The 21,696-nt window shown below is 72.9% G+C and carries 24 protein-coding genes; 2 read left to right on the top strand and 22 right to left on the bottom strand.

Features of this window, described 5'->3' with window-relative positions; translation table 11 throughout:
• Positions 1 to 129: 129 nt before the first annotated feature.
• The 11 genes from IEZ00_RS15815 to IEZ00_RS15765 form a co-directional block, all read right to left on the bottom strand.
• Complete coding sequence (locus IEZ00_RS15815) at positions 130 to 231, bottom strand: 30S ribosomal protein bS22 (protein ID WP_015105422.1); 102 nt, start codon at positions 229 to 231, stop codon at positions 130 to 132.
• A 123-nt stretch (positions 232 to 354) separates the two neighbouring features.
• A complete protein-coding gene (locus IEZ00_RS15810) occupies positions 355 to 567 on the bottom strand; it encodes a helix-turn-helix domain-containing protein (protein ID WP_189224025.1) in 213 nt (70 codons plus the stop codon).
• A 120-nt stretch (positions 568 to 687) separates the two neighbouring features.
• A complete protein-coding gene (proC, locus tag IEZ00_RS15805) occupies positions 688 to 1,500 on the bottom strand; it encodes a pyrroline-5-carboxylate reductase (protein WP_189224024.1) in 813 nt (270 codons plus the stop codon).
• A 34-nt stretch (positions 1,501 to 1,534) separates the two neighbouring features.
• Entirely contained in the window at positions 1,535 to 2,347 is an 813-nt protein-coding gene (locus IEZ00_RS15800; RefSeq protein WP_189224023.1) for a thioesterase family protein, read from the bottom strand.
• An 8-nt stretch (positions 2,348 to 2,355) separates the two neighbouring features.
• Positions 2,356 to 2,499: a hypothetical protein gene (locus tag IEZ00_RS15795; RefSeq protein ID WP_189224022.1), complete on the bottom strand. Its 144-nt coding sequence runs from the start codon at positions 2,497 to 2,499 to the stop codon at positions 2,356 to 2,358.
• Positions 2,500 to 2,635: 136 nt separating this feature from the next.
• Positions 2,636 to 3,436, bottom strand: coding sequence for a sugar phosphate isomerase/epimerase family protein (locus IEZ00_RS15790; protein WP_189224021.1), 801 nt, complete (start codon positions 3,434 to 3,436; stop codon positions 2,636 to 2,638).
• Entirely contained in the window at positions 3,433 to 4,749 is a 1,317-nt protein-coding gene (locus tag IEZ00_RS15785; RefSeq protein WP_189224020.1) for an Rv0497 family membrane protein, read from the bottom strand. Before IEZ00_RS15785 ends, IEZ00_RS15790 begins: the two co-directional genes overlap by 4 nt.
• Positions 4,749 to 5,759: a Ppx/GppA family phosphatase gene (locus tag IEZ00_RS15780; RefSeq protein WP_189224019.1), complete on the bottom strand. Its 1,011-nt coding sequence runs from the start codon at positions 5,757 to 5,759 to the stop codon at positions 4,749 to 4,751. The genes IEZ00_RS15785 and IEZ00_RS15780 overlap by 1 nt, the downstream gene beginning before the upstream one ends.
• 27 nt (positions 5,760 to 5,786) lie before the next feature.
• Positions 5,787 to 6,467, bottom strand: a complete 681-nt coding sequence (locus IEZ00_RS15775; RefSeq protein WP_189224018.1) for a response regulator — start codon at positions 6,465 to 6,467, stop codon at positions 5,787 to 5,789.
• The gene (locus IEZ00_RS15770) at positions 6,464 to 7,639 is read right to left on the bottom strand and encodes a sensor histidine kinase (RefSeq protein WP_373293137.1); all 1,176 of its coding nucleotides are present in this window, start codon (positions 7,637 to 7,639) and stop codon (positions 6,464 to 6,466) included. The genes IEZ00_RS15775 and IEZ00_RS15770 overlap by 4 nt, the downstream gene beginning before the upstream one ends.
• Before the next feature lie 108 nt (positions 7,640 to 7,747).
• Complete coding sequence (locus IEZ00_RS15765; RefSeq protein WP_189224017.1) at positions 7,748 to 8,569, bottom strand: oxidoreductase; 822 nt, start codon at positions 8,567 to 8,569, stop codon at positions 7,748 to 7,750.
• A gap of 68 nt (positions 8,570 to 8,637) precedes the next feature.
• On the opposite strand from IEZ00_RS15765, the gene IEZ00_RS15760 reads away from it, so the two are divergent.
• Positions 8,638 to 9,270 (top strand): helix-turn-helix domain-containing protein, encoded by a 633-nt coding sequence (locus tag IEZ00_RS15760; RefSeq protein ID WP_189224016.1) that lies wholly within the window; start codon positions 8,638 to 8,640, stop codon positions 9,268 to 9,270.
• 117 nt (positions 9,271 to 9,387) lie between these two features.
• Here IEZ00_RS15760 and IEZ00_RS15755 read toward each other — a convergent pair whose 3' ends face one another.
• On the bottom strand, positions 9,388 to 10,134 hold the full coding sequence (locus tag IEZ00_RS15755; RefSeq protein ID WP_189224015.1) for a phosphoglyceromutase: 747 nt from the start codon (positions 10,132 to 10,134) through the stop codon (positions 9,388 to 9,390).
• A gap of 96 nt (positions 10,135 to 10,230) precedes the next feature.
• Between IEZ00_RS15755 and IEZ00_RS15750 the strand changes: the two genes are divergently transcribed.
• On the top strand, positions 10,231 to 10,668 hold the full coding sequence (locus tag IEZ00_RS15750) for a VOC family protein (RefSeq protein ID WP_189224014.1): 438 nt from the start codon (positions 10,231 to 10,233) through the stop codon (positions 10,666 to 10,668).
• A gap of 4 nt (positions 10,669 to 10,672) precedes the next feature.
• On the opposite strand, the gene IEZ00_RS15745 is transcribed toward IEZ00_RS15750, so the two are convergent.
• The 10 genes from IEZ00_RS15745 to IEZ00_RS15700 all read right to left on the bottom strand — a co-directional run.
• Positions 10,673 to 11,152: a hypothetical protein gene (locus IEZ00_RS15745; protein ID WP_189224013.1), complete on the bottom strand. Its 480-nt coding sequence runs from the start codon at positions 11,150 to 11,152 to the stop codon at positions 10,673 to 10,675.
• A 64-nt stretch (positions 11,153 to 11,216) separates the two neighbouring features.
• Positions 11,217 to 11,861, bottom strand: coding sequence for an SMI1/KNR4 family protein (locus IEZ00_RS15740; RefSeq protein ID WP_189224012.1), 645 nt, complete (start codon positions 11,859 to 11,861; stop codon positions 11,217 to 11,219).
• Positions 11,862 to 11,974: 113 nt separating this feature from the next.
• The gene (locus tag IEZ00_RS15735) at positions 11,975 to 13,228 is read right to left on the bottom strand and encodes a type II toxin-antitoxin system HipA family toxin (RefSeq protein WP_189224011.1); all 1,254 of its coding nucleotides are present in this window, start codon (positions 13,226 to 13,228) and stop codon (positions 11,975 to 11,977) included.
• Positions 13,225 to 15,030 carry a DUF262 domain-containing protein gene (locus IEZ00_RS15730; RefSeq protein ID WP_229795764.1) on the bottom strand — a complete coding sequence of 602 codons (1,806 nt, stop codon included), beginning with the start codon at positions 15,028 to 15,030 and terminating at the stop codon, positions 13,225 to 13,227. The genes IEZ00_RS15735 and IEZ00_RS15730 overlap by 4 nt, the downstream gene beginning before the upstream one ends.
• 76 nt (positions 15,031 to 15,106) lie before the next feature.
• Positions 15,107 to 16,669 (bottom strand): 4-coumarate--CoA ligase family protein, encoded by a 1,563-nt coding sequence (locus IEZ00_RS15725; RefSeq protein WP_189224010.1) that lies wholly within the window; start codon positions 16,667 to 16,669, stop codon positions 15,107 to 15,109.
• Between the two features lie 400 nt (positions 16,670 to 17,069).
• The gene (locus tag IEZ00_RS15720) at positions 17,070 to 17,942 is read right to left on the bottom strand and encodes a DUF4349 domain-containing protein (RefSeq protein WP_189224009.1); all 873 of its coding nucleotides are present in this window, start codon (positions 17,940 to 17,942) and stop codon (positions 17,070 to 17,072) included.
• Between the two features lie 78 nt (positions 17,943 to 18,020).
• On the bottom strand, positions 18,021 to 18,521 hold the full coding sequence (locus tag IEZ00_RS15715) for a type III secretion system chaperone family protein (RefSeq protein ID WP_189224008.1): 501 nt from the start codon (positions 18,519 to 18,521) through the stop codon (positions 18,021 to 18,023).
• Positions 18,518 to 19,771: a D-inositol-3-phosphate glycosyltransferase gene (gene mshA / locus IEZ00_RS15710; RefSeq protein ID WP_189224007.1), complete on the bottom strand. Its 1,254-nt coding sequence runs from the start codon at positions 19,769 to 19,771 to the stop codon at positions 18,518 to 18,520. Before mshA ends, IEZ00_RS15715 begins: the two co-directional genes overlap by 4 nt.
• Entirely contained in the window at positions 19,768 to 20,571 is an 804-nt protein-coding gene (locus tag IEZ00_RS15705) for an alpha/beta fold hydrolase (protein WP_189224006.1), read from the bottom strand. The genes mshA and IEZ00_RS15705 overlap by 4 nt, the downstream gene beginning before the upstream one ends.
• A 79-nt stretch (positions 20,572 to 20,650) precedes the next feature.
• The coding region (locus IEZ00_RS15700; RefSeq protein ID WP_229795761.1) for a L,D-transpeptidase at positions 20,651 to 21,696 on the bottom strand (1,046 nt) is incomplete at its 5' end.

The following is a 21,696-nucleotide window of genomic DNA, read 5'->3' as shown; positions in this document are numbered from 1 at the left end:
GCCGGGGAACGCGGCTCCGACGCAGGTCACAGGCGTTCCACCGGGGAATCACCCGGATGGCGGGGTGAAGCAGAGCACCGCCGGTCCCGCACGGGACCGGCGGTGCGCGCCGTCAGAACCCCGCAGGGGCTACTTGCCGCGCTTGCGACGCTGGACGCGGGTCTTGCGCAGCAGCTTGCGGTGCTTCTTCTTCGACATGCGCTTGCGGCGCTTCTTGATGACCGAGCCCATGCGGGTTCCTTAGCTACTAGACAGTGGGTGCTGCTCCATGCGCCGGCGGCACACCCGTCACGAGGGCACGCCAACCCCAGGCACGAACGGCCTATGAGTTTACCCGGCTGGTCGGACCCGCCCTCACCCGGCGTCGAAGTAGGCGTTGTTCAGGTACTCCTGCACCGCCCGCTCGGGCACCCGGAACGACTTGCCCACCCGCACCGCGGCGAGCGCCTTGGAGTGCACCAGCCGGTACACCGTCATCTTCGACACGCGCATGATCAGCGCCACTTCGGCCACCGTCAGGAACTTCACCTGTGCCGGTCCGGCGCGTTCGTTCTCCTCCGCAGGCATGAGCCACCGCGTCCTTCGACACGCGTCGTGCCGTCGGCTTCCCCACCGACGGTTCGACACGCACGTGCTGCTCCGAGGGTAACGGGACCAGTGGGACTCCTGCGACGGCCAACAGCGGGATCAGTGGTCCTCATGGGCGCGTCCGAGTTCCACCGAACGGTCGCGCGCGGCCTCGATCGCGGCGAGCATCGCGGCGCGCACGCCGTGCTTCTCCAGCTCCCGGATGGCCATGATGGTGGTGCCGCCGGGCGAGGTGACCGCCTCGCGCAGGATCACCGGGTGCTGGCCGCCCTCGGCGAGCATGGCCGCCGCGCCCACCGCGGACTGGATGATCAGCTGCCCGGCCAGGTCGCGCGGGATGCCCAGCAGGATGCCCGCGTCGATCATCGCCTCGACCAGGTAGAAGAAGTAGGCGGGGCCGGAGCCGGACAGCGCGGTCACCGCGTCCTGCTGCGACTCGGGCACGCGCGCCACCTTGCCGACCGGCGACAGCAGCTCCTCCACCAGGTCCAGGTGCTCGGGGCCCGCGTGGCTGCCCGCGGACACCGCGCTCATGGCCTGGCCGACCAGCATGGGCGTGTTCGGCATGACCCGCACCACCGGGGTGCCCTCGGGCAGCCGCTTCTCGAACAGCGACGTGGGCAGCCCGGCGCACAGCGACACCACCAGGGTGCTCGGCTCGACCACCGGCGCCAGCTCGTCCAGCAGCGGCTCGATGTCCTGCGGCTTGACCGCGACCACCAGCACGTCGGCGCACGCGGCGGCGTCGGGGACGCTCAGCCCCCGCACGCCGTACCGCTCGCTCAGCGCGGCGGCGCGGTCCGGGTGCTTCTCGGTGAACACCAGCTCGGCCGCCGGGCGGCCCCCTTGGAGGAGGCCGGACAGCAGCGCCTCACCGATCCTGCCAGCCCCCAGCACGGCGATGGTCGTCATGCGGCCAAGCCTGCCACGGGCCCGCAACCGGGAATCACCCGCGGGCGGCCGGGGTGAGGGCGAGCTGGCGGGCCTGGCAGACCAGCCTGCCCGCGGCGTCGATGACGGTGGCGTCCTCGTCGAACCACTGCCCGTGCACCGCGCTGGCCGAGACCCGCATCCGCAGCCAGCCCGGCGCCGGGTCGGCCCGCAGCAGCGCGGTCAGCTGCACCGTCGGCGACCACCCGAACCGGCCCAGGTTCATCGTCACCGGCATGGAGAGGTCCCCGGCCAGCAGCGCGAAGTACGGGTCCGGCCGCTCGCCGATCGGGCGGGCCCACAGCCGCAGCTCCAGCGGGTCGCCGACCCGGCCGGTGAGGAACCCGGCGCCGCGCGGGTCCAGCCGGACGTCGCACACCGCGCCCAGCTTGTAGACCCCGTCCGAGTGCAGCGAGGCCAGGTCGACCGCGTCGGCGGGCGGCGCGGCCTGGACGTCGGGCAGGTCCGCGTAGTGCGGCTCCTGGGACGGCATCCGGCCCACGGTCACCGAGGCTTCGACGCAGCAGCGCCCGCGCTGCTCCAGCGAGGCGGCCACCACGGTGGCCGTGCGGCCGGTCTTGCGCACCTCGGTGCGCAGCAGCACCGGCCCCACCTCCGGGGCGCGCAGGAACTGGGCGCTGACCGCCAGCGGGGCCAGGCCCTCGGTGCCGGGCATGGCCCGAGCGGCGCCGTCCACGGCGGCCCTGGCCAGGATCACCAGCAGGAAGCCGCCGTGCGGCTTGGGGCCGACGGTCCACTCGGCGGGCAGGGTGGCGGTGTAGGTGCCATCACCGAGCGGGCGCACGGCACTGGCGAGGGAGAACGACACAGGGCTCCTCAGGAACGGCGGACCGGCGGACGCGGGGAGGACGCGACGTCGGCTGGGCGCTCGGGGGCGCGCACCGGTCCGCCGACGATCCCCACCCGGCGCGTCGCGTCGGTGCCCGCAGCGGCGAGGACCGGCGTCCGCAACGGGTTCACGGGAACGACCCTACCCGCGCCTACGCGGGCCCCGGCCGCGCGGAGTCCTTGAGCGCGTTGAGGAAGGCGGGCGAACCGTCTCCGACTCATTGCCGTCCCAGAGGGGTCCGGTGGTGTCGCGCGGGACACCGGGACTTCAGGCGCGCAGGTGCGACCGGGCGAAGCGCAGCGACTCGGCGAGCATCTCGGCGCGGGCGGCGGCCGTTCGGGCCTTGCGGGTGTTGACCTCCAGCACCACCTGCCCCCGGAACCCGCCGCGCGCCAGGCTCTCGCACAGCCGGGCGCACGGCTGGCCGCCGCGACCGGGCACCAGGTGCTCGTCCTTGGGGGCGCCGCTGCCGTCGGCCAGGTGCACGTGGGTCAGGCCGTCGCCCATCCGCTTGGCCAGCTCCAGCGCGTCCATCGACGCGGCGGCGGTGTGCGACAGGTCCAGCGTGTAGTGCCGGTGCCCGACGTCGGTGGGGTCGATCGACGGGCGGAAGGCGGTGACCTGCACCGATCGGCCACGGCCCAGCTCGCGGCGGACCGGGAACATGTTCTCCACGGCGATGGCGATGCCGCTGTCGTCCTCCAGCCGCGCCACCAGCTCGGCGAAGCCCTCGGCGTAGCGGCGCTGCCACAGGAACGGCGGGTGCAGCACCACGGTCCGCGCGCCCAGGTCGGCCGCCGCGCGCACGCTGCGGCGCAGCCGCTCGGCCGGGTCGGGCGACCAGACCCGCTGGCTGATCAGCAGGCACGGGGCGTGCACGGCGAGCACCGGCACGCCGGTGCGCTCGGCCAGCCTGCCCAGGGCGCGCACGTCCTGGCTGACCGGGTCGGCCCACACCATGACCTCGACGCCGTCGTAGCCCAGCTCCCCGGCGACCTCGAACGCCGCGCCCGCGGGCTGCGGCCACACCGCGGCGGTGGACAGGCCGACCGGGATGGCCGGGGTCAAGACTTCACCAGCAGCATCGCCGCTGGTGACACGGTGACGATCAGGCCGACGAGCACGGCGAGCACGGTGGTCTGCAGGTCGTCCGCGCGGCGGATGCGGCGCACCAGCATGACCAGGCCCACGGTCACCGCCAGCGCCACCACCAGCGCGGCGGGCGCGAGGGTGCGCCACAGGAAGCTGAAGCCCAGCCACAGCGCGGCGCCGCCGACGACGCCGACGGCGAGCTGGCCGATCATGATCAGCCACTCGCGGCCGGGCGAGCGCTCGGCGGGTTCGTCCTCGTCGTCCTGGCCGATGTCGGCCAGGCCGGCGGGCTCCTCGTCGTCCTCCAGGCGGCGCGGCGGCGGGTAGTCCTCCTCCTCGTCCTCCTCGTCGAGGTCGACGTAGGGGTGGAACTGGGTGCTCTCCCCGGCGGGCCGCTCCTCCTCCGGCTCCTCGTCCTCGCCGAACCAGTCCTCCGGGGTCTGGTCGGGCAGCGGCGCGGGCAGCGCGGGCGGGGCGGGCGGCACGATCAGCACCGACTCGGTCGGCAGCGCTTCCAGCGGCACGTTCGGGGTGAGCTGGTCGCTGATCCTCGGCAGCACCTCGGTGACCGGCTCGCGGGTGGGCGGCGGGACGGCCGGGCGCACCACGCGGGTGGCCTGGGCGGCGTCCGGGTTGAGCCTGCTCGGGTCGATGCCCACGCGGGTGGGCTCGGTCAGCGGCGAGCGCGGCGGCTCGGGCACCGGGTGCTCGCCGGAGGGCCGGTCCACCACCGGGCGGACCTGCGGCCGGGACGGCTCGCCCGCGCGGTCGTCGGTGATCGGCGGGACCACGCGGGTCTCCTCGGCCGGGTCCACCGCGGGCGCGTAGGTCGTCCGCTCGGCCTCGGCGGCGCGCGACGGGCGCGTCGGCAGCGGCGGCGCGGGCGGGGTCGCCGGGGGCGGGGCCACCGGGGGCGGCGCGTAGGCGGTGCGCTCGGCCTCGACCTCCGCCGCCGCGCGCTTGGCCGCGCGCGCGGAGCGGGACGGCAGCGGCGGGGACGCCGAGGGGGGCGTCACCGGAGGTGCCGCAGGAGGTGCCGCGGGGGGCGCCGCAGGAGGCGCGGGGGGAGGCCCGGAGGGCTCCGCGGGAGGGGGTTCGTCGCGGACCGGCAGCAGCCTGCCGCTGTCCGAGTTGACCCGGTCGATGATCGCCTGCGGAGCGGTCTCCGAGACGTCCTCCGCGCGCCGGCGACGCCGACGCGGCGCCACCTCACCGGAACCCCCGCCATATTGGGCGAGCAACTCCGCGACGGTGCGCTGGGTCTGCTCCGACTCGCTTTCTCGACTCATCAACTCCACCGTGCCCCGTGGCGGCCAGTCCGTCCAGTGTCACCCGACCGCTCGGAGGCAGTGTTAGGGGTGCTGTGATCCGGGCCATCAGTGTGGTCCAGACGACGCAGGATGACACCTTCCCGGAGGGCCCAAGGGCAAATCTCCAGCTCACCGAGTGACAGGGCTCGCATCGTGGCCTCCGCCACCAGGGCGCCCGCCACGAGCTGGGGCGCCCTGGCCGGGCTGACCCCCTCCAGCTCGGCCAGGTCGGCGGAGGGCATCCGCGAGATGAACGCGATCAGCTGGCGCAGCCCCGCGGCGGTGAGCACCCGGCGGGCGCGCGGCCCGGCCGAGGACGGCGCGGCGCCGGTGAGGCGGGCCAGCGTGCGGAAGGTCTTCGAGGTCCCCACCACCCGGTCCGGGGTGCCGTCGCGGCGGAACCGCTGGGCCACCGGGGCGAGCTGCTCGTCCAGCCACTCGGCGGTGGCGCGCACCTCGGCGCGGCCGGGCGGGTCCGCGCGGAACCGGGTGCGGGTCACCCGGCCCGCGCCCAGCGGCACCGACGCGGCCAGCTCGGGCACCTCGTCCACGCCCGTGGCCAGCTCCAGCGACCCGCCGCCGATGTCCAGGCACAGCAGCCTGCCCGCCGACCAGCCGTACCAGCGGCGGGCGGCCAGGAACGTGTAGCGGGCCTCGTCCTCGCCGCTGAGCACCCGCAGGTCCACGCCGGTCTCGGCGCGCACCCGCCCCAGCACCTCGGCGGAGTTGGCCGCCTCGCGCACCGCCGAGGTGGCGAAGGCCATGAGCTCCTCGCACTCCAGCTCCACCGACGCGGCCTTGGCCGCGGCGACCGCGCGGACCAGCTGGTCCGCGCCCGCGCGGCTCAGCCGCCCCTGCCCGTCCAGCTGCTCGGCCAGCCGCAGCACGGTCTTGTCCGAGCTGGCGGGCGTGGGGTGGGCACCCCGATGGGCGTCCACCACCAGTAGGTGGACGGTGTTGGACCCGACATCAAGCACCCCTAGGCGCACGCGGTGCACCGTACCCGGTCGGGGGGATCACGACTCGAACTTGTATCCCAGACCGCGCACGGTGACCAGGTGGCGGGGCGCCGAGGGGTCCGGCTCGATCTTCGAGCGCAGCCGCTTGACGTGCACGTCCAGGGTCTTGGTGTCGCCGACGTAGTCCGCGCCCCACACCCGGTCGATGAGCTGGCCTCGGGTGAGCACCCGGCCCACGTTGCGCAGCAGGTACTCCAGCAGGTCGAACTCCTTCAGCGGCAGGCTGACCTCGGCGCCGTCGACGGTGACCACGTGCCGCTCGACGTCCAGCCGCACCGGGCCCGCCTCCAGGACCTGCGGCAGCAGCTCCTCGGACTCGCCGCCGCGGCGCAGCACCGCGCGGATGCGGGCGATCAGCTCGCGCGCCGAGTAGGGCTTGGTGACGTAGTCGTCCGCGCCCAGCTCCAGGCCGACCACCTTGTCGATCTCGCTGTCCCGCGCCGTGACCATGATCACGGGCACGGCCGAGCGCTGGCGCAGCTGCCTGCACACGTCGGTGCCGCTCATGCCGGGCAGCATCAGGTCGAGCAGCACGATGTCGGCGCCGTTGCGGTCGAACTCCTCCAGCGCCTCCTGCCCGGTGGCCGCCAGCGCGGCGGTGAAGCCCTCCTTGCGCAGCAGGAAGGCCAGCGGATCGGCGAACGACTCCTCGTCCTCCACGATCAGCACCCTGGTCACAGCTCTCCTCCGAGGGGGGTCGCCGCCAGCTCCTGCTGGGCGGGGTCGGGAGTCGGCGCGTCCCGGTCCGGGTGCGCCGGGATGCGCAGCGTGAAGGTCGAGCCGGTGCCCGGCAGGCTCCACAGCTTGACCTCGCCGCCGTGGTTGGCGGCCACGTGCTTGACGATGGCCAGGCCGAGGCCGGTGCCCCCGGTGGCCCGCGAGCGGGCCTTGTCGACCCGGTAGAAGCGCTCGAACACCCGCGTCTGCTGGTCCTCGGCGATGCCGATGCCGCGGTCGGTGACCGCGATCTCCACGAACCCGTCGACCAGCTTGCGGCTGACCGTGACCGGGCTGCCCGGCGGCGAGTAGGCCACCGCGTTGTCCAGCAGGTTGCTCAGCGCGGTGACCAGCAGCGTCCGGTCGCCCTCCACCCGCAGACCGCTGGGCTCGTCGGTGGTGACCTCGATGTCGGCGCTCTCGGCGGCCAGCTTGGAGCGGCCCAGCGCCTCGGTGACCACCACGTCCACGTCCACGGTGTCGAGCACGGGCAGCTTCTCCGCGCCCTGCAGGCGGGACAGCGCGATCAGCTCGGTGACCAGGGTGCCCAGCCGGGTGGCCTCCTGCATGATCTTGGCGCTGAACCGGCGGACCTCCTCCTGGTCGTCGGCGGCGTCCAGCACCGCCTCGGCCAGCAGCGCCAGCGCGCCCACCGGGGTCTTGAGCTCGTGGCTGACGTTGGCCACGAAGTCGCGCCGGGTGGCCTCCAGGCGGACCGCCTCGGACTCGTCCGAGGCGGCCACCACCACGAAGTTCTCCACCAGCACCCGGACCTCGGCGTGCACCGCCTCCGGCTGGCGGCCCTTGACCTCCAGCGGCGACAGGTCCACCTGGACCAGGCCGCCGTCGCGCCGGGCCAGCTCGGCGGCCCGGCGGGCCCGGTCGTCGACCCGGTTGTTGCGCACCACGCCGAGCTCCTCGGCGCGCGGGTTGTGCAGCACGACGTCGCCGAAGCCGTTGAGCACCGCGATCCCGTCGTGGGAGGACTGCACCACCATGCCCATCAGGTCGGCCACGGTCAGCCCGGCGGGCCGGTCCGCGCGGCGGCGCGCGGTCGTCCGGCCCGCGAAGAACGCCCCGGCGCCGATCAGCAGGACGCCGATCGACGCGACGAGGTAACCCCATGCGGTCACGGGCGCATCGTAAGCAGCTCAGACCCGGTGGGGCCTAGCCCGCTCGCGTGGTTCGTGATGCCTACGACACCACAACGGGCACATGTTCTCCCGCCGGACGACCGCCGTTCACCCACTCGTGTCCAATTGAGTCAGGTCCTGATCGGACAGCCGCAATTCGCGGGCCAACAGGTTCTCCTCCAGGTGACGGACCGACGACGTGCCGGGGATGAGCAGCACGTTGGGTGACCGCTGGAGCAGCCACGCGAGGGCGACCTGCCGCTCGGTGGCGCCGTGCCGCGCGGCCACCTCCGCCAGTGCCGCGTGCTGGAGCGGGCCGAAGCCGCCCAGCGGGAAGAACGGCACGTAGGCGATCCCCTCCTCGGCGGTGTGGTCCACCAGCTCGGAGTCCCGCCGGTCGGCGATGTTGAACATGTTCTGCACGCAGACCACCGGCGCGATCGCCCTGGCCTGGTCCAGCTGCGCGCGGGTGGCGTTGCTCAGGCCCAGGTGCTCGACCAGGCCCTGCTCGCGCAGTTCCGCCAGCGCGGTGAACTCGCGCTCGATGTCGCGCTCCCTCGGCCCCTCGGCCGGGTCCAGGCGCAGGTTGACCACCTGGAGGCGGTCCAGGCCCAGGTTGCGCAGGTTGTCGTGGACGGCGTCGCGCAGCTGCCTCGGCTCGTGCGCGGGCACCCACGCCTTGTCCGGGGTCCGCCGGAAGCCGATCTTGGTGACGATCACCAGGTTCTCGGGGTAGGGGTGCAGCGCCTCCTTGATGAGCTGGTTGACCACGTGCGGGCCGTAGAAGTCGCTGGTGTCGAGGTGGTCCACGCCCAGCTCGACGGCCCGCCGCAGGACCGCCTTGGCGTTGTCCGGGTCGGCGGGCGGGCCGTAGACGCCGGGACCGGCCAGCTGCATCGCGCCGTAGCCGACGCGGTTCAGGTTCAGCATGGCGTCGACGATCGCGCCCCGGCGGTCGGCGGCGCTCGGATTGGCAGTTAGCTGCCATGCTCGACGGCATGGACACCGTGACCGTCGTGCGCGGCGAGGCGGAGCTGTTCGAGCGCACCGCGCACCTGTTCGCGTCCACCACCGACCTGGCGTGCGCCGCCAACGCGCTGAGCGCGTGGGTGCACGCCAACCCCCACGCCCGCGCCCTGGGGCGCAGGCCGGGGGTGCGGATGCGCAAGCTGTTCCGGCTGAGCGCCCTGCTCGACCCGCACTGGGGCGAGCACGCGCGGCTGGTCGCCTCGCACGGCGCGCACGTGCGGATCAGCGCGCACGAGGTGAACGAGACGATCGTGTTCGACGGGCGGGTGGCGATCCTGGCGGGCGACCAGTCGCACGGGCCGCGCGGCTACAGCGTGATCACCCAGCCCGAGGTGGTGCACGGCATCAGCTCGCTGTTCGAGGCCGCGTGGCGGGCGGGCACGGAACTGGCCGTGCACGAGGCGGGGATGGACGAGCTGCGGCCGTTCGTGCCGGTGGTCCTCGACGCGCTCAACCGGGGCTGGACCGACGAGACGGCGGCCCGGCGGCTGGACATGTCGCTGCGCACCTACCGCCGCCGCGTGGCGGAGCTGATGACCGCGCTGGGCGCGTCCTCCCGCTTCCAGGCGGGCGCCCGCGCCCGCGACCTCGGCCTGATCTGACGCCTGCAAGTACTACCCGTGCCACCCGCGCGAGCATTCAACTACTACCCGAGCCGGGGCGGCCGGGTAGTAGTTACCGGCCACCCCGGACGGGTCGGGTAGTACTTGCAGACGTGGTCAGCGGCCCTGGTTGGCGACGGCCTTGATGGCGTCCGCGGCGGCATCCGGGTCCAGGTAGGTGCCACCCGCCGTGACCGGCTTCAGCGACTCGTCCAGGTCGTAGCGCAGCGGGATGCCGGTCGGGATGTTCAGCCCCGCGATGGCCTCGTCCGAGATCCCGTCCAGGTGCTTGACCAGCGCGCGCAGCGAGTTGCCGTGCGCGGCCACCAGCACCGTCCGACCGGCCCGCAGGTCCGGGACGATCGACGACTCCCAGTACGGGACCATCCGCTTCACCACGTCCAGCAGGCACTCGGTCAGCGGCATCTGCGCACCCAGGTCCGCGTAGCGCGCGTCGGCGTCCTGGCTGTACTCGCTGCCCGGCTCGATGGGCGGCGGCGGGGTGTCGTAGGAGCGGCGCCAGAGCATGAACTGCTCCTCGCCGAACTGCTCCAGCGTCTGCTTCTTGTTCTTGCCCTGCAACGCGCCGTAGTGCCGCTCGTTGAGCCGCCAGTCGCGGCGCACCGGGATCCAGTGCCGGTCGGCGGCGTCCAGGGCCAGGTTCGCCGTCGAGATCGCGCGGCGCAGCAGCGAGGTGTGCACCACGTCGGGCAGCAGGCCCGCCTCGCGCAGCAGCACACCGCCGCGCTGGGCCTCCCGCACGCCCTTCTCCGACAGGGGGACGTCCACCCAACCGGTGAACAGGTTCTCCGCGTTCCACACGCTCTCGCCGTGGCGGAGCAGCACCAGGGTTCCGACAGCCATGCGGTCAGCCTGCCAGATGACGCCGGATCGCTCGCGACGCCGGGGCTGAATCGGTGTAGAACCGCACCGGACCCGCTGCTCGCGAAGGAGGACTCCGTGGCCGTCACCTGGGACTTGGCCGTCGACTGCGCCCACCCCGCCGAACTGGCGGCGTTCTGGGCGCGGGCGCTGGGCTACGTCGAGCAGCCGCCGCCCGGCGGCGCGGCCAGTTGGGCGGAGTGGTTCACCGCCCGCGGCGTGCCCGAGTCCAAGTGGGGCGACGTCGCGTTCCTGACCGACCCGGACGGGCGCGGGCCGCGCATCTCGTTCATGCGGGTGCCGGAGGCCAAGGTGGTGAAGAACCGGCTGCACCTGGACGTCCAGGTCGGCGGCGGCCGGGAGACGCCGTGGGAGGTGCGCTGGCCGCGCGTCCTCGAAGCCGTCGAACGCCTCGTCGCGGCGGGTGGCGCGGTCATCCGCCAGTACGACATGGGCGGCAAGCCCGACCGCGTGCTGATGGCCGATCCGGAGGGCAACGAGTTCTGCGTGATCTGACCGCTCACCGCCGCTCTTCGTCGGGGTGCGCCATGGCCCGCTCCACGGCCGCCTGGTCGCGTGCGACGGCGGCCGCGGTCCGGTCGTCCTCGGCGGCGTGCCGGTCGCGTTCGGCGGCCTCCCGGTCGTGGGCCGCCGAACGCCGGTCGCGCATCGCGGTGTTCCAGCCCGCGGAGACGGAGGCCAGGTAGTCCCGCATCGCCTCCCGGTCGGCCGCGTCCGCCTCCTGGTCGGGCCGCCCACGGGCGTCGGCGGCCCGCAGGCGCTCGGACACGGCGGCGAGCTCGGTCAGCGCGCTCTCGCGCATGGCCTCGGCGATCTCGTCGCCGTCCTCGGCGGCGTGGTCCCGCGCCTCGGCCGACCGGTCCCTCCGGTCCGCCGCCTGGTCGCGCGCCTCCGCCGCCCGGTCCCGCGTCTCGGCGGGCCGGTCCCGCATGTCGGCGAACCGGTCCCGCTCGGACGTGTCATCGCTCCACCCGGCCATACCCCATGGTGGCACCGACCGACGGGCTGGCGACCAGGCCATTCGCCCGATGGGCCGTGGTCGTTCAGTCCACGGCCCTGGTGACCCGCAGCCCCTGGCTCTCCGCCCACCCCACGATCGCGGACGTGGCCCCGCTCGTCGGCTCGGGCAGCGACCACCGCCCCGGCCCGACGCCGTGCTCGGCGTGCTGCGCGCGGGTCTCCGCCGACGCCTCGCGGCTCAGCCCCGGCACGTCGACCTCGCCCCGCCACCAGCGCAGGAGCACGGAGGTCAGCGGTCCGGGCAGCTCCCGGATGCCGTCGGTGTGACGCGGCCAGACCACCACGGGCCACTCGTCGGGCGCGCCCTCGGTGACCCAGCCGAGCTGGTCGCCGTCGATGGTGTCGGCGCAGAAGAGCATGCCGCCCGGCTCGGGGAACATCGGGCGGGGGCAGGCGTCGGGGTGCTTGAGATGGAAGCGCTGGAAGCCGGGGGCGCTGCGCCGCCACGCGTCCAGCAGCCCGCCCCTCGGGGCGAGCGGATCGGGGAAGCGCAGCCAGCCCTGCGCGCCGGGCGGGCTCGCGCCGTAGGCGCGCATCAGCGCCGCGTAGTCCGAAGGCAGCGCGGTGCCCAGCGCCTCGTGCAGCTCTTCCCAGGTCAGCGAGCCTAAGCCGACGTCGTCGGGCGGCGGGACCAGGTCTTTCAACTCGGACAGTGGATCTCCGGTCATGATCGCAACTTAGCGCCGAGAGGACGTCCGCGTTGGGCCGTTCGCCGGACCTGCCCCTATGGACAGGGAGGACGGGCGCACCGGAGGGGCGGCCGCCGAGGCGAGGTGTCGCGTCAGGCACCGAGGATGCTGCTCGAGCACCAGCTGATCCAATCGCCGACGGCTTTTCTCAGCTCGGGGTTCGCGGCCAGCCCGTCCGCGTGCTCCGGCCACTGCTCGCGGACGCGCTCGACGGTGTGGGCGGCGATGGCGGCGAGGTCGAGGTCGACCGCGCCGAGCTGCCGGGAGAGTCGCTCGCGAAGCCTGTCGAAGACAGGCGTCCTGACATCGGCGAAGCGCTTGCTGCCGCCGAACTTGAGCCCGAGGTCCTCCGCCTCCCCAGCAGGCGAGTACGGCGCGGTGGAAACCAGGTCGTAGGCCGGGGAAAGCGTGGGAACCCGACGATCGCGGTAGATGAGGGACCAGTTCTTCAGGTGCGCGTCACCATTCCCGATGACCGCGCAGAAAGCGATCCTGCGAACCGCTTCGGCCAGTGACCGCAGATCGCGCCCGCGATAGGCGAGTGCGGCGACCGTTTCGAAGGTCCCCTCGTACTTCGCCTGCGGGTACTTGTCGCGCACCTGAGCGAAGTCCTCCATGTGCACAGGTGTGCGCCGCTCATCCGCCAGTCGGTCGAAGCGCCGGACGGCGTAAGCCCACTCCTCCTCGTTGGGCCACATCCGCGCGGGCACCCCGTCCAGTTCGTCCCGGTGCACCAGTCGTGTTTCCGGCACCTCCACGCCCGCGGCGCGCGCGAGTCCCATCATGGCGAACTCGTTGCGCGGCACGTCCGGGTAGCGGTAATCCGGGAACTTGACCAGCCAGTCACCGTGCACACCGGCGGCGGGCACCGTGAGCCGGTCGCCGGACGCCAGCATGGAGAACTTGAGGGCAACTCCCGCCATGGAGAACCGCCACGGCGAGTCGGCCGTCGCCGGAACCGCGTCATCCGGGGATGCGGCGGGGTGGGACCACGGCCGGTCGTCGTCGACGTCGTCGACTTCCCGCACCTGCACGGCTCCCGGCAAGTCGTGCCCCACCTGGGCCAGCAACTCCATCTCCCGGTCGAGGGACACTCCCCGGTCCTGCGCGATCCACTCCCTCAACGGCCCCTCGGGCAGGAGGTTCGAGAACCACTTGGGCAGCCTCAGGGCCGAGGAGTACGGGGCGCGCAGCCTCTCCTCGAAGCGCAACCCCAGTACCGCTCGACGCGGGTCCTCCAAGTAGGCCTCGTTGAACGAGAACCTGGTGAAATCGCCCCGCTGGCGCAGCGTGCCGACACGGCGACCGTGCAGCAGAACGGCGTAGTACTTCTCCGCCACGCTCATTCAGCCAGCTCGTCCACTTCGTCCAGGTCCAGCGAGTCCAACGACGGGGTGTCCTCGTAATCCCACTCGGCCATGCGCTCGAGGAAGGCGCGCAGCTGACCGGCGATCACCTCCTGGCGACGGGACAGGAATTCGGCGTGGTCGCCCCGGTCGAGCGCCCGGACCATCGCCGGGTCGATGTTGTGCGAGGCGAGCACGAGCGCCCACTGCGCCTCGTCCACGCCGACCGGCCTGCGCGCGATGGCGCCCGCGAGCTCGTTCACCGGGTCGTCCTCCGTCGGCAGGAACAAGCGGTTGGCGGCGAGCAGGTGCTGCCGCGGGCTCAGGCCGCGCGGGAAGATCCGGTAGGCGACCGTGGCCGCGGTGGTCTGATCCGCGAGCAGAGCGGTGAGGTCCTGCGCGTCGAACGGCTTCCCGGTCGCCAGGGAACGCGGCTGCAGGGACCACCAGGCGCTGAGCACGATCTTGGCGGTCGCCTCGTTGGTCTTGAACCTGTCCGCGTTCGGCACTGTCGGCCGGGCATCCGCCATGGCGTCCATCAGGCCGCCGACCGAGGCGCGCTCGTCCCCCTGCTTGATCCGGGCGGACAGCACTCGACCGACCTGGGTGAAGCTTCCCTTGAACACCGCCGGGCCGGAAACCGCGAGTCGCCAGTACAGTCTGCGCAGCAGCCTCAGCGAGTTCGGCTCGGGGTGCGGGAAGTGCGCGAAGAAACGCGTCAGGACGACCAGCGGCGCCCGGTAGGCGAGCAGCGCCAGGTGCGGCACGCCCGCCTCCTTCTGCAGGAACTCGACCGCGCGGACGAGCGCTTCCTCGCCCAGCCGGTAGGCGGTGTCCCGATCCTCGTCCGGGAACTCCAGAGCGGTGCGCCGCCCGGCGAGCTCGAACTCGCGGCGGATGTCCCGCGCCGGATCGGGTCCGCGACGAGCCAGGATCGCCGACAGAACGGTGTCATCGTCAATGGTCCCGAATCCGGTCCGATCAGCCACGTGGTCCGCGATCAGGGACAGGGAAAGCCGCTCTCGCGCCCCCTCCTCCGGCCCCGCGAACAAAGCGGAGAAAACTTCCGCCCGACTGAGCCTCTTACCGTAGTTGTTCATCCGGTCGAAGATGTCGGTCAGAATTTTTTCATCATTCTGCCGGACCAGGTAAGCGGGGACCTTGAACTGCCTCAGCACCTTCGCCACCCGCTGGGCTTCCTTGAAGTGCTCGGCCGCCGAGCGCCCCTCACCCGCGAACCAGTCGATCAGCTTCTCCAGGTCGAACAGCACGGGCAGCGGGATGTGCTGGGGTTCGCGCAGCTTCGGCTGCGGGACGAACTGCCTGGCCGCCAGGTCGTAGTAGACGCTGAAGGGCGCGTGCTGGTGCCCCTCCGGGTGCAGGGCGTTGGCCAGGCTGGTGATGCGCTGCTGACCGTCGACCACCCACAGCGTGTCGGCGGCGGCGGGCGCGTCGATCTTCAGCCGACCGAGGGTCAAGGTGTCCGAGGGGGAATCGCGGACCCAGAGCAGGAGGCTCCCGATGGGATACCCCTTGACGATGCTGTCGAACAGCCGCAGCACGTCCTGGGTGACCCAGCGGAAATCCCGCTGGAAATGCGGAACGCGAATACGGCCCGCCCAGGCGTTGGCCACCAGGTCTTCCAAGTCGTAAGTGGTGGCGCTTGGCTGGGTCTCCAGGCCGGCGGTCCCCATGTGGTGCTCCTCCCGACGCCTCGCGCAACGCGCGCATCCGCGCCCGACAGTATGCGCTACGGCCGAGCCGTTCCACTCCGTCGCGGAGTGCGTGTCGGCGGGCGCCACGCGGCGCCGGAGATCCGTTCCGAGAGGCATCCGGCGAGGAAACCCCCGGCGGTCGTGACCGCCGGGGGCACGCGGGTCACGCCTTTTCGCGAGACCGCAGGTCCTTGCGCAGGATCTTCCCCGAGGCCGACTTCGGGATCGCCTCGATGAACTCCACCACGCGCACCTTCTTGTGCGGCGCGACCCGCTCCGCCACGAACGACATCACGCCCGTCTCGTCCAGCTCCACCCCGGCCTGCCGGACCACGAACGCCTTGGGCACCTCCTCGCCGTCCTGGTCGCGCACGCCCACCACGGCCGCGTCGGCGATCTGCGGGTGGGTCAGCAGCACGGCTTCCAGCTCGGCGGGCGGCACCTGGTAACCCTTGTACTTGATCAGCTCCTTGACCCGGTCGACGATGCTCACGTAGCCGTTCTCGTCGATGGTGGCCACGTCGCCGGTGTGCAGCCAGCCCTCGTCGTCCAGGGTGGCGGCGGTGGCCTCGGGGTTGTTCAGGTAGCCCTTCATCACGTTCGGCCCCCGGCACCACAGCTCGCCGCGCTCGCCGACGCCGACGTCCTGGCCGGTGGCGGGGTCGATGAGGCGGCACTCCATGTTGGGCACGATGACGCCGACGGTGCCGACGGGGATGTCCGGCATGGAGTCGGGGATGGTGTGGCTGACCGGGCTCATCTCGGTCATGCCGTAGCCCTGCGCGACGCGGCAGCCCAGGCGCTCGCGCACGACTCCGGCCAGGTCGGCGTCCAGCGGCGCGGCGCCGGAGAACAGGACTTCCAGCGGGGACAGGTCGTACTGGTCGACCAGGGGGTGCTTGGCCAGCGCCACGGCCACCGGGGGCGCGATGTAGACGCGGTTGGTGCGGTGCTCGGCGATGACGCGCAGGAACTCGGCGAGGTCGAACTTGGGCAGGGTGACCACGCGCGCGCCGACGTTGAGGCCCATGTTCATGAGCACCTGCATCCCGTAGATGTGGAAGAACGGGAGCACGGCGAGGATGCGGGTGTCCTGGTGCACGTCGAGCATGGGCATGCACTGCACGACGTTGGCGACCAGGTTGCGGTGGGTGAGCATGACGCCCTTGGCGCGGCCGGTGGTGCCGGAGGAGTAGGGCAGCACGGCCACGTCCTCGGCCGGGTCGATGGCGACCTCGGGGGTGGGCGCGGTGGTGGTGAGCAGCTCGCCGAGGCTGGGGTAGCCCTCGGCGGCGTCGAGCAGGACGACGTCGCGGACGCCCGCCTTCTCCGCGCCCGGCGCCGCGTTGGGCAGCAGGGCGGAGACGGTGAACAGCATCTTCGCGCCCGCGTCGGAGAGCTGGTGGGCGACCTCGTCGGGGGTGTAGAGGGCGTTGATGGTGGTGGCGGTCGCGCCCGCGCGCAGGATGCCGTGGAACACGACGGCGTAGTAGGGCGTGTTGGGGCTGAGGATGCCCACCACGTCGCCCTTGCCGATGCCGCGCTCGGCCAGTGCGGCGGCGGTGCGGTCGATGGCGCCCGCGAGTTGCGCGTAGGTCATGGCGGCGCCGGTCATGCCGTCCACGAGCGCGGTGCGGTCCGCCCGTTCCCCCAGGTCGGCGAACAACAGCTCGTGCAGCGGAACGTCCGGGACCTCGACGTCGGGGAACGGACTGCGGAAGACCATGCCTTGCCTCATTCGCTCGGCGGCTGTGATCACGCCATCGTGAGTCACGCCACAGTGGAGGTCAAGGCACTCCAGGTGTCCGGGCAGGCGTTACTCATCCGGAGCAAGAACACTCGAACGGAGTAGTAACGGCTCTTGTGGTGATCAATACCGATCTGCCAAGTTGGCAGGGCCGAACGGGTCGGCTCCCACGCACTCCGCCGACCCGAGCGGCGAACCCGCGGTGCGCACTCCCCCCGTCGAACCGCGGGCCCGCTCGGATTCCAGGGTTCCCCCCACCCTGATCCACCTCAGCGGGGACTGACGTGGGGCGGCTTGAGCTCGCGACTCCCCCTCTCTCCCAAGCCGCCCCGCGCTCCCCTCGGAGATCACTCCGCGCAGGCGTTCCCCCGAACAGGCGTCAGCCGGTCGTGGCGGCCTTGCGCTTGCGCCGCAGCCACAGCCACACCCCTCCGGGCACGCCGAGCACCACGGCGAACGGCAGCACCGCGCCCAGCGCGGCCAGCAGCAGCGCCGCCACGTCGACCAGCGCGCCCCAGCCGCCCGCCAGCGCCGTCAGGAAGTCCGGGCGGTCCTCCGCCACCGGCCCCGCGGTCGCCTCGGCGCGGCTGATCGAGATCGTCAGCGTGGACAGCGCCACCTGGCCCTTGAGCGCGTCGTAGCGGCGCTGCAGCGACTCCAGCTCGCTCTGCCGCCGGGTCAGCTCGCCCTCGACCTGGGTGATCTCCGCGGTGCTGCCCGCCCGCTCCAGCAGCGCCCGCACCCGGTCCACGCTGGCCCGCTGACTCGCCAATCGGGCCTCCACGTCGACCACCTGGTCGGTCACGTCCTCGGTGCGCACCTCGCGCCGGGTCACCTCGACGCCGAGCCCGTCGACCGCCTTCAGCGCCGCGTCCAGCCGGTCGGCGGGCACGCGCAGGGTCACCGAGGCGCGGTCGTGCGAGGAGTCCTCCCGCTCGGCGAACCCGCCCTGCGCCGCGCCCACGTCCTTGACCCGCGCCAGCGCGTCCGCCACGTCCCCCGCCCGCAGGTCGACCCTGGCGGTGCGCACCAGCTGCCGGTTCCGCGCGGCGGGGTCCACCTCACCAACCTTGGCCGAGCCCTGCTCGCGAGCGGGCTGCTCCGGGGCGGACTGTTCCGGGGCGGACTGCGGCGGGGGTTCCGCCACGCGCGCCGCCGCCCCGCTGTCGGCCGTGCCGCCGCTCCCGGCGGTGCACCCCGCCAGCGAGACCAGACCGGCCACGACGACCGCCGCACCCCATCGCCGAACCATGCCGCCTCCCCCTCCCGTGGTCGCGTCACGGCTAGGACGGGAGGGGCGGGCGGGCCAGTTGCCCGGCCGCGATCACGATCAGGACTCGGACACCAGGTGCTGGAACGCCTTCAGGTTGGCCAGCGACTCGCCGCGCGAGACCCGCCAGTCCCACTCGCGCCGGATGGCGTTGGCGAAGCCGATCTCCAGCAGGGTGTTGAAGTCGCCGTCGGCGGCCTCGACGACCTGGCCCAGCACCCGGTCCAGCTCCTCCGGCGTCACCGCGTGCGGGGCGACGCGGCCGACCAGGTAGATGTCGCCCTGCGTGTCGATCGTGTAGTGCACGCCGTAGAGCTTGGCGTTGCGGCGCAGCAGGAAGCGGTAGACCTCCTCGTGCGCCTCGTCGGGCCTGCGGCAGACGAACGCCTCGACCACCACGGCGTGCCTGCCGACCACCACCCAGCAGTTGGTCTGCAGCTTCTTGGTGCCCGGCAGGGTCACGAAGAACTTGCCCGGCTCCTTGCTCTCGTAGGCCAGCTCCCGGTCGTCCAGGGTCGAGCGGATGACGGTGTCCAGGTCGGCGTCCAGGTCCGAGCTCAAGCGAAAACCTCCTCGCGGAACTTCTGCCGCGCCTGCTCGTACCCGGCCAGCAGCGCGTCGGTCGTGCGGTCCCAGGAGAACCTTCGCGCATGTCCGACCGCGTTGCTCGCCAACTCCTCCCGGTAGGCGGGGCGCAGCGCCACCTCGCCCAGCGCGCGCGCCCACGCGGCCGGGTCGTGGCCGTCGACCAGCACGCCGGACACGCCGTCGCGCACCGCCATCGGCAGGCCGCCGACCGCCGCGGCGGCCACCGGCGTGCCGCACGCCTGGGCTTCCAGGGCGACCAGGCCGAACGACTCGTTGTGGCTGGGCACGGCCACCACGTCGGCGGCCCGGTAGACGCGCGCCAGCGCGTCGCCGCCCTGCGGCGGCAGGAACCGCACCACGTCGGACACGCCCAGCTGCGCGGCCAGCTCCACCAGCTTGCGCGGGGTCTCCATGCCGGACCCGGACGGCCCGCCCACGATCAGCACGACCAGCCGGGAGCGCAGCCCCGGATCGCGCACCAGCAGCTCGGCGGCGGCCTTGACCAGCACGTCCGGCGCTTTCAGCGGCTGGATGCGACCCACGAACGCGAGCACCGCCGCGTCCGGCCGCAGCCCCAGCGCGGCGCGGGCGGCGGCGCGGTCGCCGGGGGTGAACCGCTCCAGGTCCACGCCCGGCGGCACCACCAGCACCTTGTCCGGGTCGGCGGCGTAGAGCTTGATCAGCTCGCCCGCCTCCACGTCGGTGTTGGCCACCAGCCGGTCGGCCTCGGCGACCACCTGCTCCTCGCCGATGACGCGCATCCTCGGCTCGGGGGTGTCGCACTCGGCCAGCGCCAGGTTCTTGACCTTGGCCAGGGTGTGCGCGGTGTGCACCAGCGGCACCCCCCAGCGCTCCCGCGCCAGCCAGCCGACCTGACCGGACAGCCAGTAGTGCGAGTGCACCACGTCGTAGTGGCCGGGGTCGTGGCGGGCCTCGGCGCGCAGCACGCCCGCGGTGAACGCGCACAGCTGGCCGGGCAGCTCCTCCTTGCCCAGGCCCTCGAACGGCCCGGCGACCACGTGCCGCACCTTCACCCCCGGCGCCAGCTCGGCGACCGGCGGCAGCTCGGAGGAGGTGGCCCTGGTGAAGATCTCGACCTCGACGCCGCGGCGGGCCATCCGGGTCGCGGTCTGCACGATGTAGACGTTCATGCCGCCCGCGTCGCCCGTGCCGGGCTGCTCCAGCGGCGAGGTGTGCACCGAGAGCACCGCCACGCGCTTCACCGGGCGACCTCGCGCGCGAACGCGGCCAGGTCGGCCGTGAACCGCTCGGGGCGCTCCAGGAACGGCGCGTGCCCGACGTCCGGGTAGCGGTGCGACCGCGCTCCGGGGATTAGGGCCGCGGCGTACTCGCCTGCGGCGGGGTCGACCACCTGGTCGGCGGTTCCGTGCAGCACCAGGGTCGGCCGGTCCACCGACCGCAGAACGTCGGCGCTGCCCACGTCGCGGCGGAACAGCTCGCGGCGCACCCAGGGCGGCACCCGCAGCGCGGCGCCGATCATCCGCTGCGCGACGGCTCCCTCCAGGCCGGGGGCCTGGTCGGTGATGAAGCGGGTCAGCGCGGGCACGGCCACCGCCGGGTCCTCCGACAGCGCGTCGGGCAGCGCCCGCCGCATCAGCGGCCCGGTCGCCCCGCCCGGCCGGTCGCGGCCGATCTCGGTGATCGCGCCGACCAGCACCAGCCCGGCGACCGCGGCGGTGCCGTGCACGCGCAGGTAGTCGGTGACCACCAGGCCGCCGTAGGACCAGCCGACCAGCACGGCGGGTGCGCCGACCCGGTCGAGCACGGCCTTGAGGTCCGCCGCCCACGCGGCCGGGTCGCGGTAGCCGTCCTCGGTGACCTCGGAGTCGCCGTGGCCGCGCAGGTCCGGCGCGGTGGCGCGGAACGGCGGGGCGGCGAGCTGGTGGGTCCACACCTCCCCGGACTGGGCCCACCCGTGGACCAGGACCACGGCGGGACCGTCGCCGCCGGACTCGCGGAGCGACAGCCGCACGCCCTCGGCGGTGAGGAGAGATGTCTGCACGACCTACCTCAACGCGCCGAGGGCACCAACGCTTCCCTTATGGGCAGGTGATCCTGTCAACCCCTTGCCGTTGGTCGGGTCAGAGGGCGGACATGGTCTGCCACTGGGACCACGGGATCTGCCAGTCGTACCAGTCGTACTGCGGCGGCAGCGTGGTGATCGAGCCGGTCACCTCGACCGGGTCGCCCACCAGCGCGCTGTCGTAGTACGCCTTGGCGTCGGCCTCCAGCAGGTTGGCGCAGCCGTGGGAGGTGTTGTTCCGGCCGATGTTGGCCGCGTTGTCGTTGTTCTCGTGGATGAACTCGCCGTGGTTGGAGAACCGCACGGCCCACTTCTTCAGCACGTTGGTGTAGCCGTAGCGGGGGTTGTCGAAGCTGAACTGCTCGTTCTTCTGCATCACCACGAACGTGCCGTTCGGCGTGGTCAGCTCCGAGTCGTCGTCCTTGCCGAAGCTGGCCGGGTAGGTGGCCACGGTCGCCCCGTCGCGCTGCACCACGAGCTGGTGCGACGGCGTGTGGATCTTCACGACCTGGTTGCGGCCGATGGTGAAGTCGCTGGTGACGTCGGCGCGGCCGTACGCGCCGTTGCCGTAGTGGACGCCGTAGAGCTTGGCCTCCACGCGCACCTGCGTGTTGGCGGGCCAGTAGGTCTCCGGCCGGTAGTGCACCTCGCGCGGGTTCAGCCAGGCCCACCTGCCCTGCACGTTGGCCGAGTTGGTGACGCTGAGCGCCTTCTCCGCCGCGGCCCGGTCGGCCACGTCGGCCTCGAACTTGATCATGATCGGCACGGCGACGCCGACGGTCTGGTTGTCGTCGGGGAACAGCGTCGCGCGCACCTGGCTGGCCGGGGTCACCGTGGTGAACGCGCCGGTCAGCTCGACGGGCTTGCCGTCGGCGCCGGTGGCGCGGCCGGAGTAGGTGTAGCTCTTGCCGAAGCCCAGCGGTTCGGTGCTCGACCACGACTTCTTGTCCTCGGCGACCGCGCCCGCGACGGCCTTGCCCTCCGAGTTGGTCAGGCTGACCTGGTCGATGGTGCCGTCGGTCACGGTGACCTGGACCGGCACGTTGACCGGAACGTCCTTCGCGCCGTCCGCCGGCGCGGTGGTGACCTTCGCCGCGGGCGGGG

This window comes from Saccharothrix coeruleofusca, from assembly GCF_014648515.1.
GTDB classification, from domain to species: domain Bacteria; phylum Actinomycetota; class Actinomycetes; order Mycobacteriales; family Pseudonocardiaceae; genus Actinosynnema; species Actinosynnema coeruleofuscum.
Note: the sequence above shows the minus strand (reverse complement) of the source record. Positions and strands in the feature narration are given on the sequence as shown.

What these genes read in the sequence shown, in the direction of transcription:
- IEZ00_RS15815 (WP_015105422.1), bottom strand. Translation starts at nt 231, where the DNA reads ATGGGCTCGGTCATCAAGAAGCGCCGCAAGCGCATGTCGAAGAAGAAG.
- IEZ00_RS15810 (WP_189224025.1), bottom strand. Translation starts at nt 567, where the DNA reads ATGCCTGCGGAGGAGAACGAACGCGCCGGACCGGCACAGGTGAAGTTC.
- proC (WP_189224024.1), bottom strand. Translation starts at nt 1,500, where the DNA reads ATGACGACCATCGCCGTGCTGGGGGCTGGCAGGATCGGTGAGGCGCTG.
- IEZ00_RS15785 (WP_189224020.1), bottom strand. Translation starts at nt 4,749, where the DNA reads ATGAGTCGAGAAAGCGAGTCGGAGCAGACCCAGCGCACCGTCGCGGAG.
- IEZ00_RS15765 (WP_189224017.1), bottom strand. Translation starts at nt 8,569, where the DNA reads ATGCTGAACCTGAACCGCGTCGGCTACGGCGCGATGCAGCTGGCCGGT.
- IEZ00_RS15760 (WP_189224016.1), top strand. Translation starts at nt 8,638, where the DNA reads ATGGACACCGTGACCGTCGTGCGCGGCGAGGCGGAGCTGTTCGAGCGC.
- IEZ00_RS15755 (WP_189224015.1), bottom strand. Translation starts at nt 10,134, where the DNA reads ATGGCTGTCGGAACCCTGGTGCTGCTCCGCCACGGCGAGAGCGTGTGG.
- IEZ00_RS15745 (WP_189224013.1), bottom strand. Translation starts at nt 11,152, where the DNA reads ATGGCCGGGTGGAGCGATGACACGTCCGAGCGGGACCGGTTCGCCGAC.
- IEZ00_RS15740 (WP_189224012.1), bottom strand. Translation starts at nt 11,861, where the DNA reads ATGACCGGAGATCCACTGTCCGAGTTGAAAGACCTGGTCCCGCCGCCC.
- IEZ00_RS15735 (WP_189224011.1), bottom strand. Translation starts at nt 13,228, where the DNA reads ATGAGCGTGGCGGAGAAGTACTACGCCGTTCTGCTGCACGGTCGCCGT.
- IEZ00_RS15725 (WP_189224010.1), bottom strand. Translation starts at nt 16,669, where the DNA reads ATGGTCTTCCGCAGTCCGTTCCCCGACGTCGAGGTCCCGGACGTTCCG.
- IEZ00_RS15720 (WP_189224009.1), bottom strand. Translation starts at nt 17,942, where the DNA reads ATGGTTCGGCGATGGGGTGCGGCGGTCGTCGTGGCCGGTCTGGTCTCG.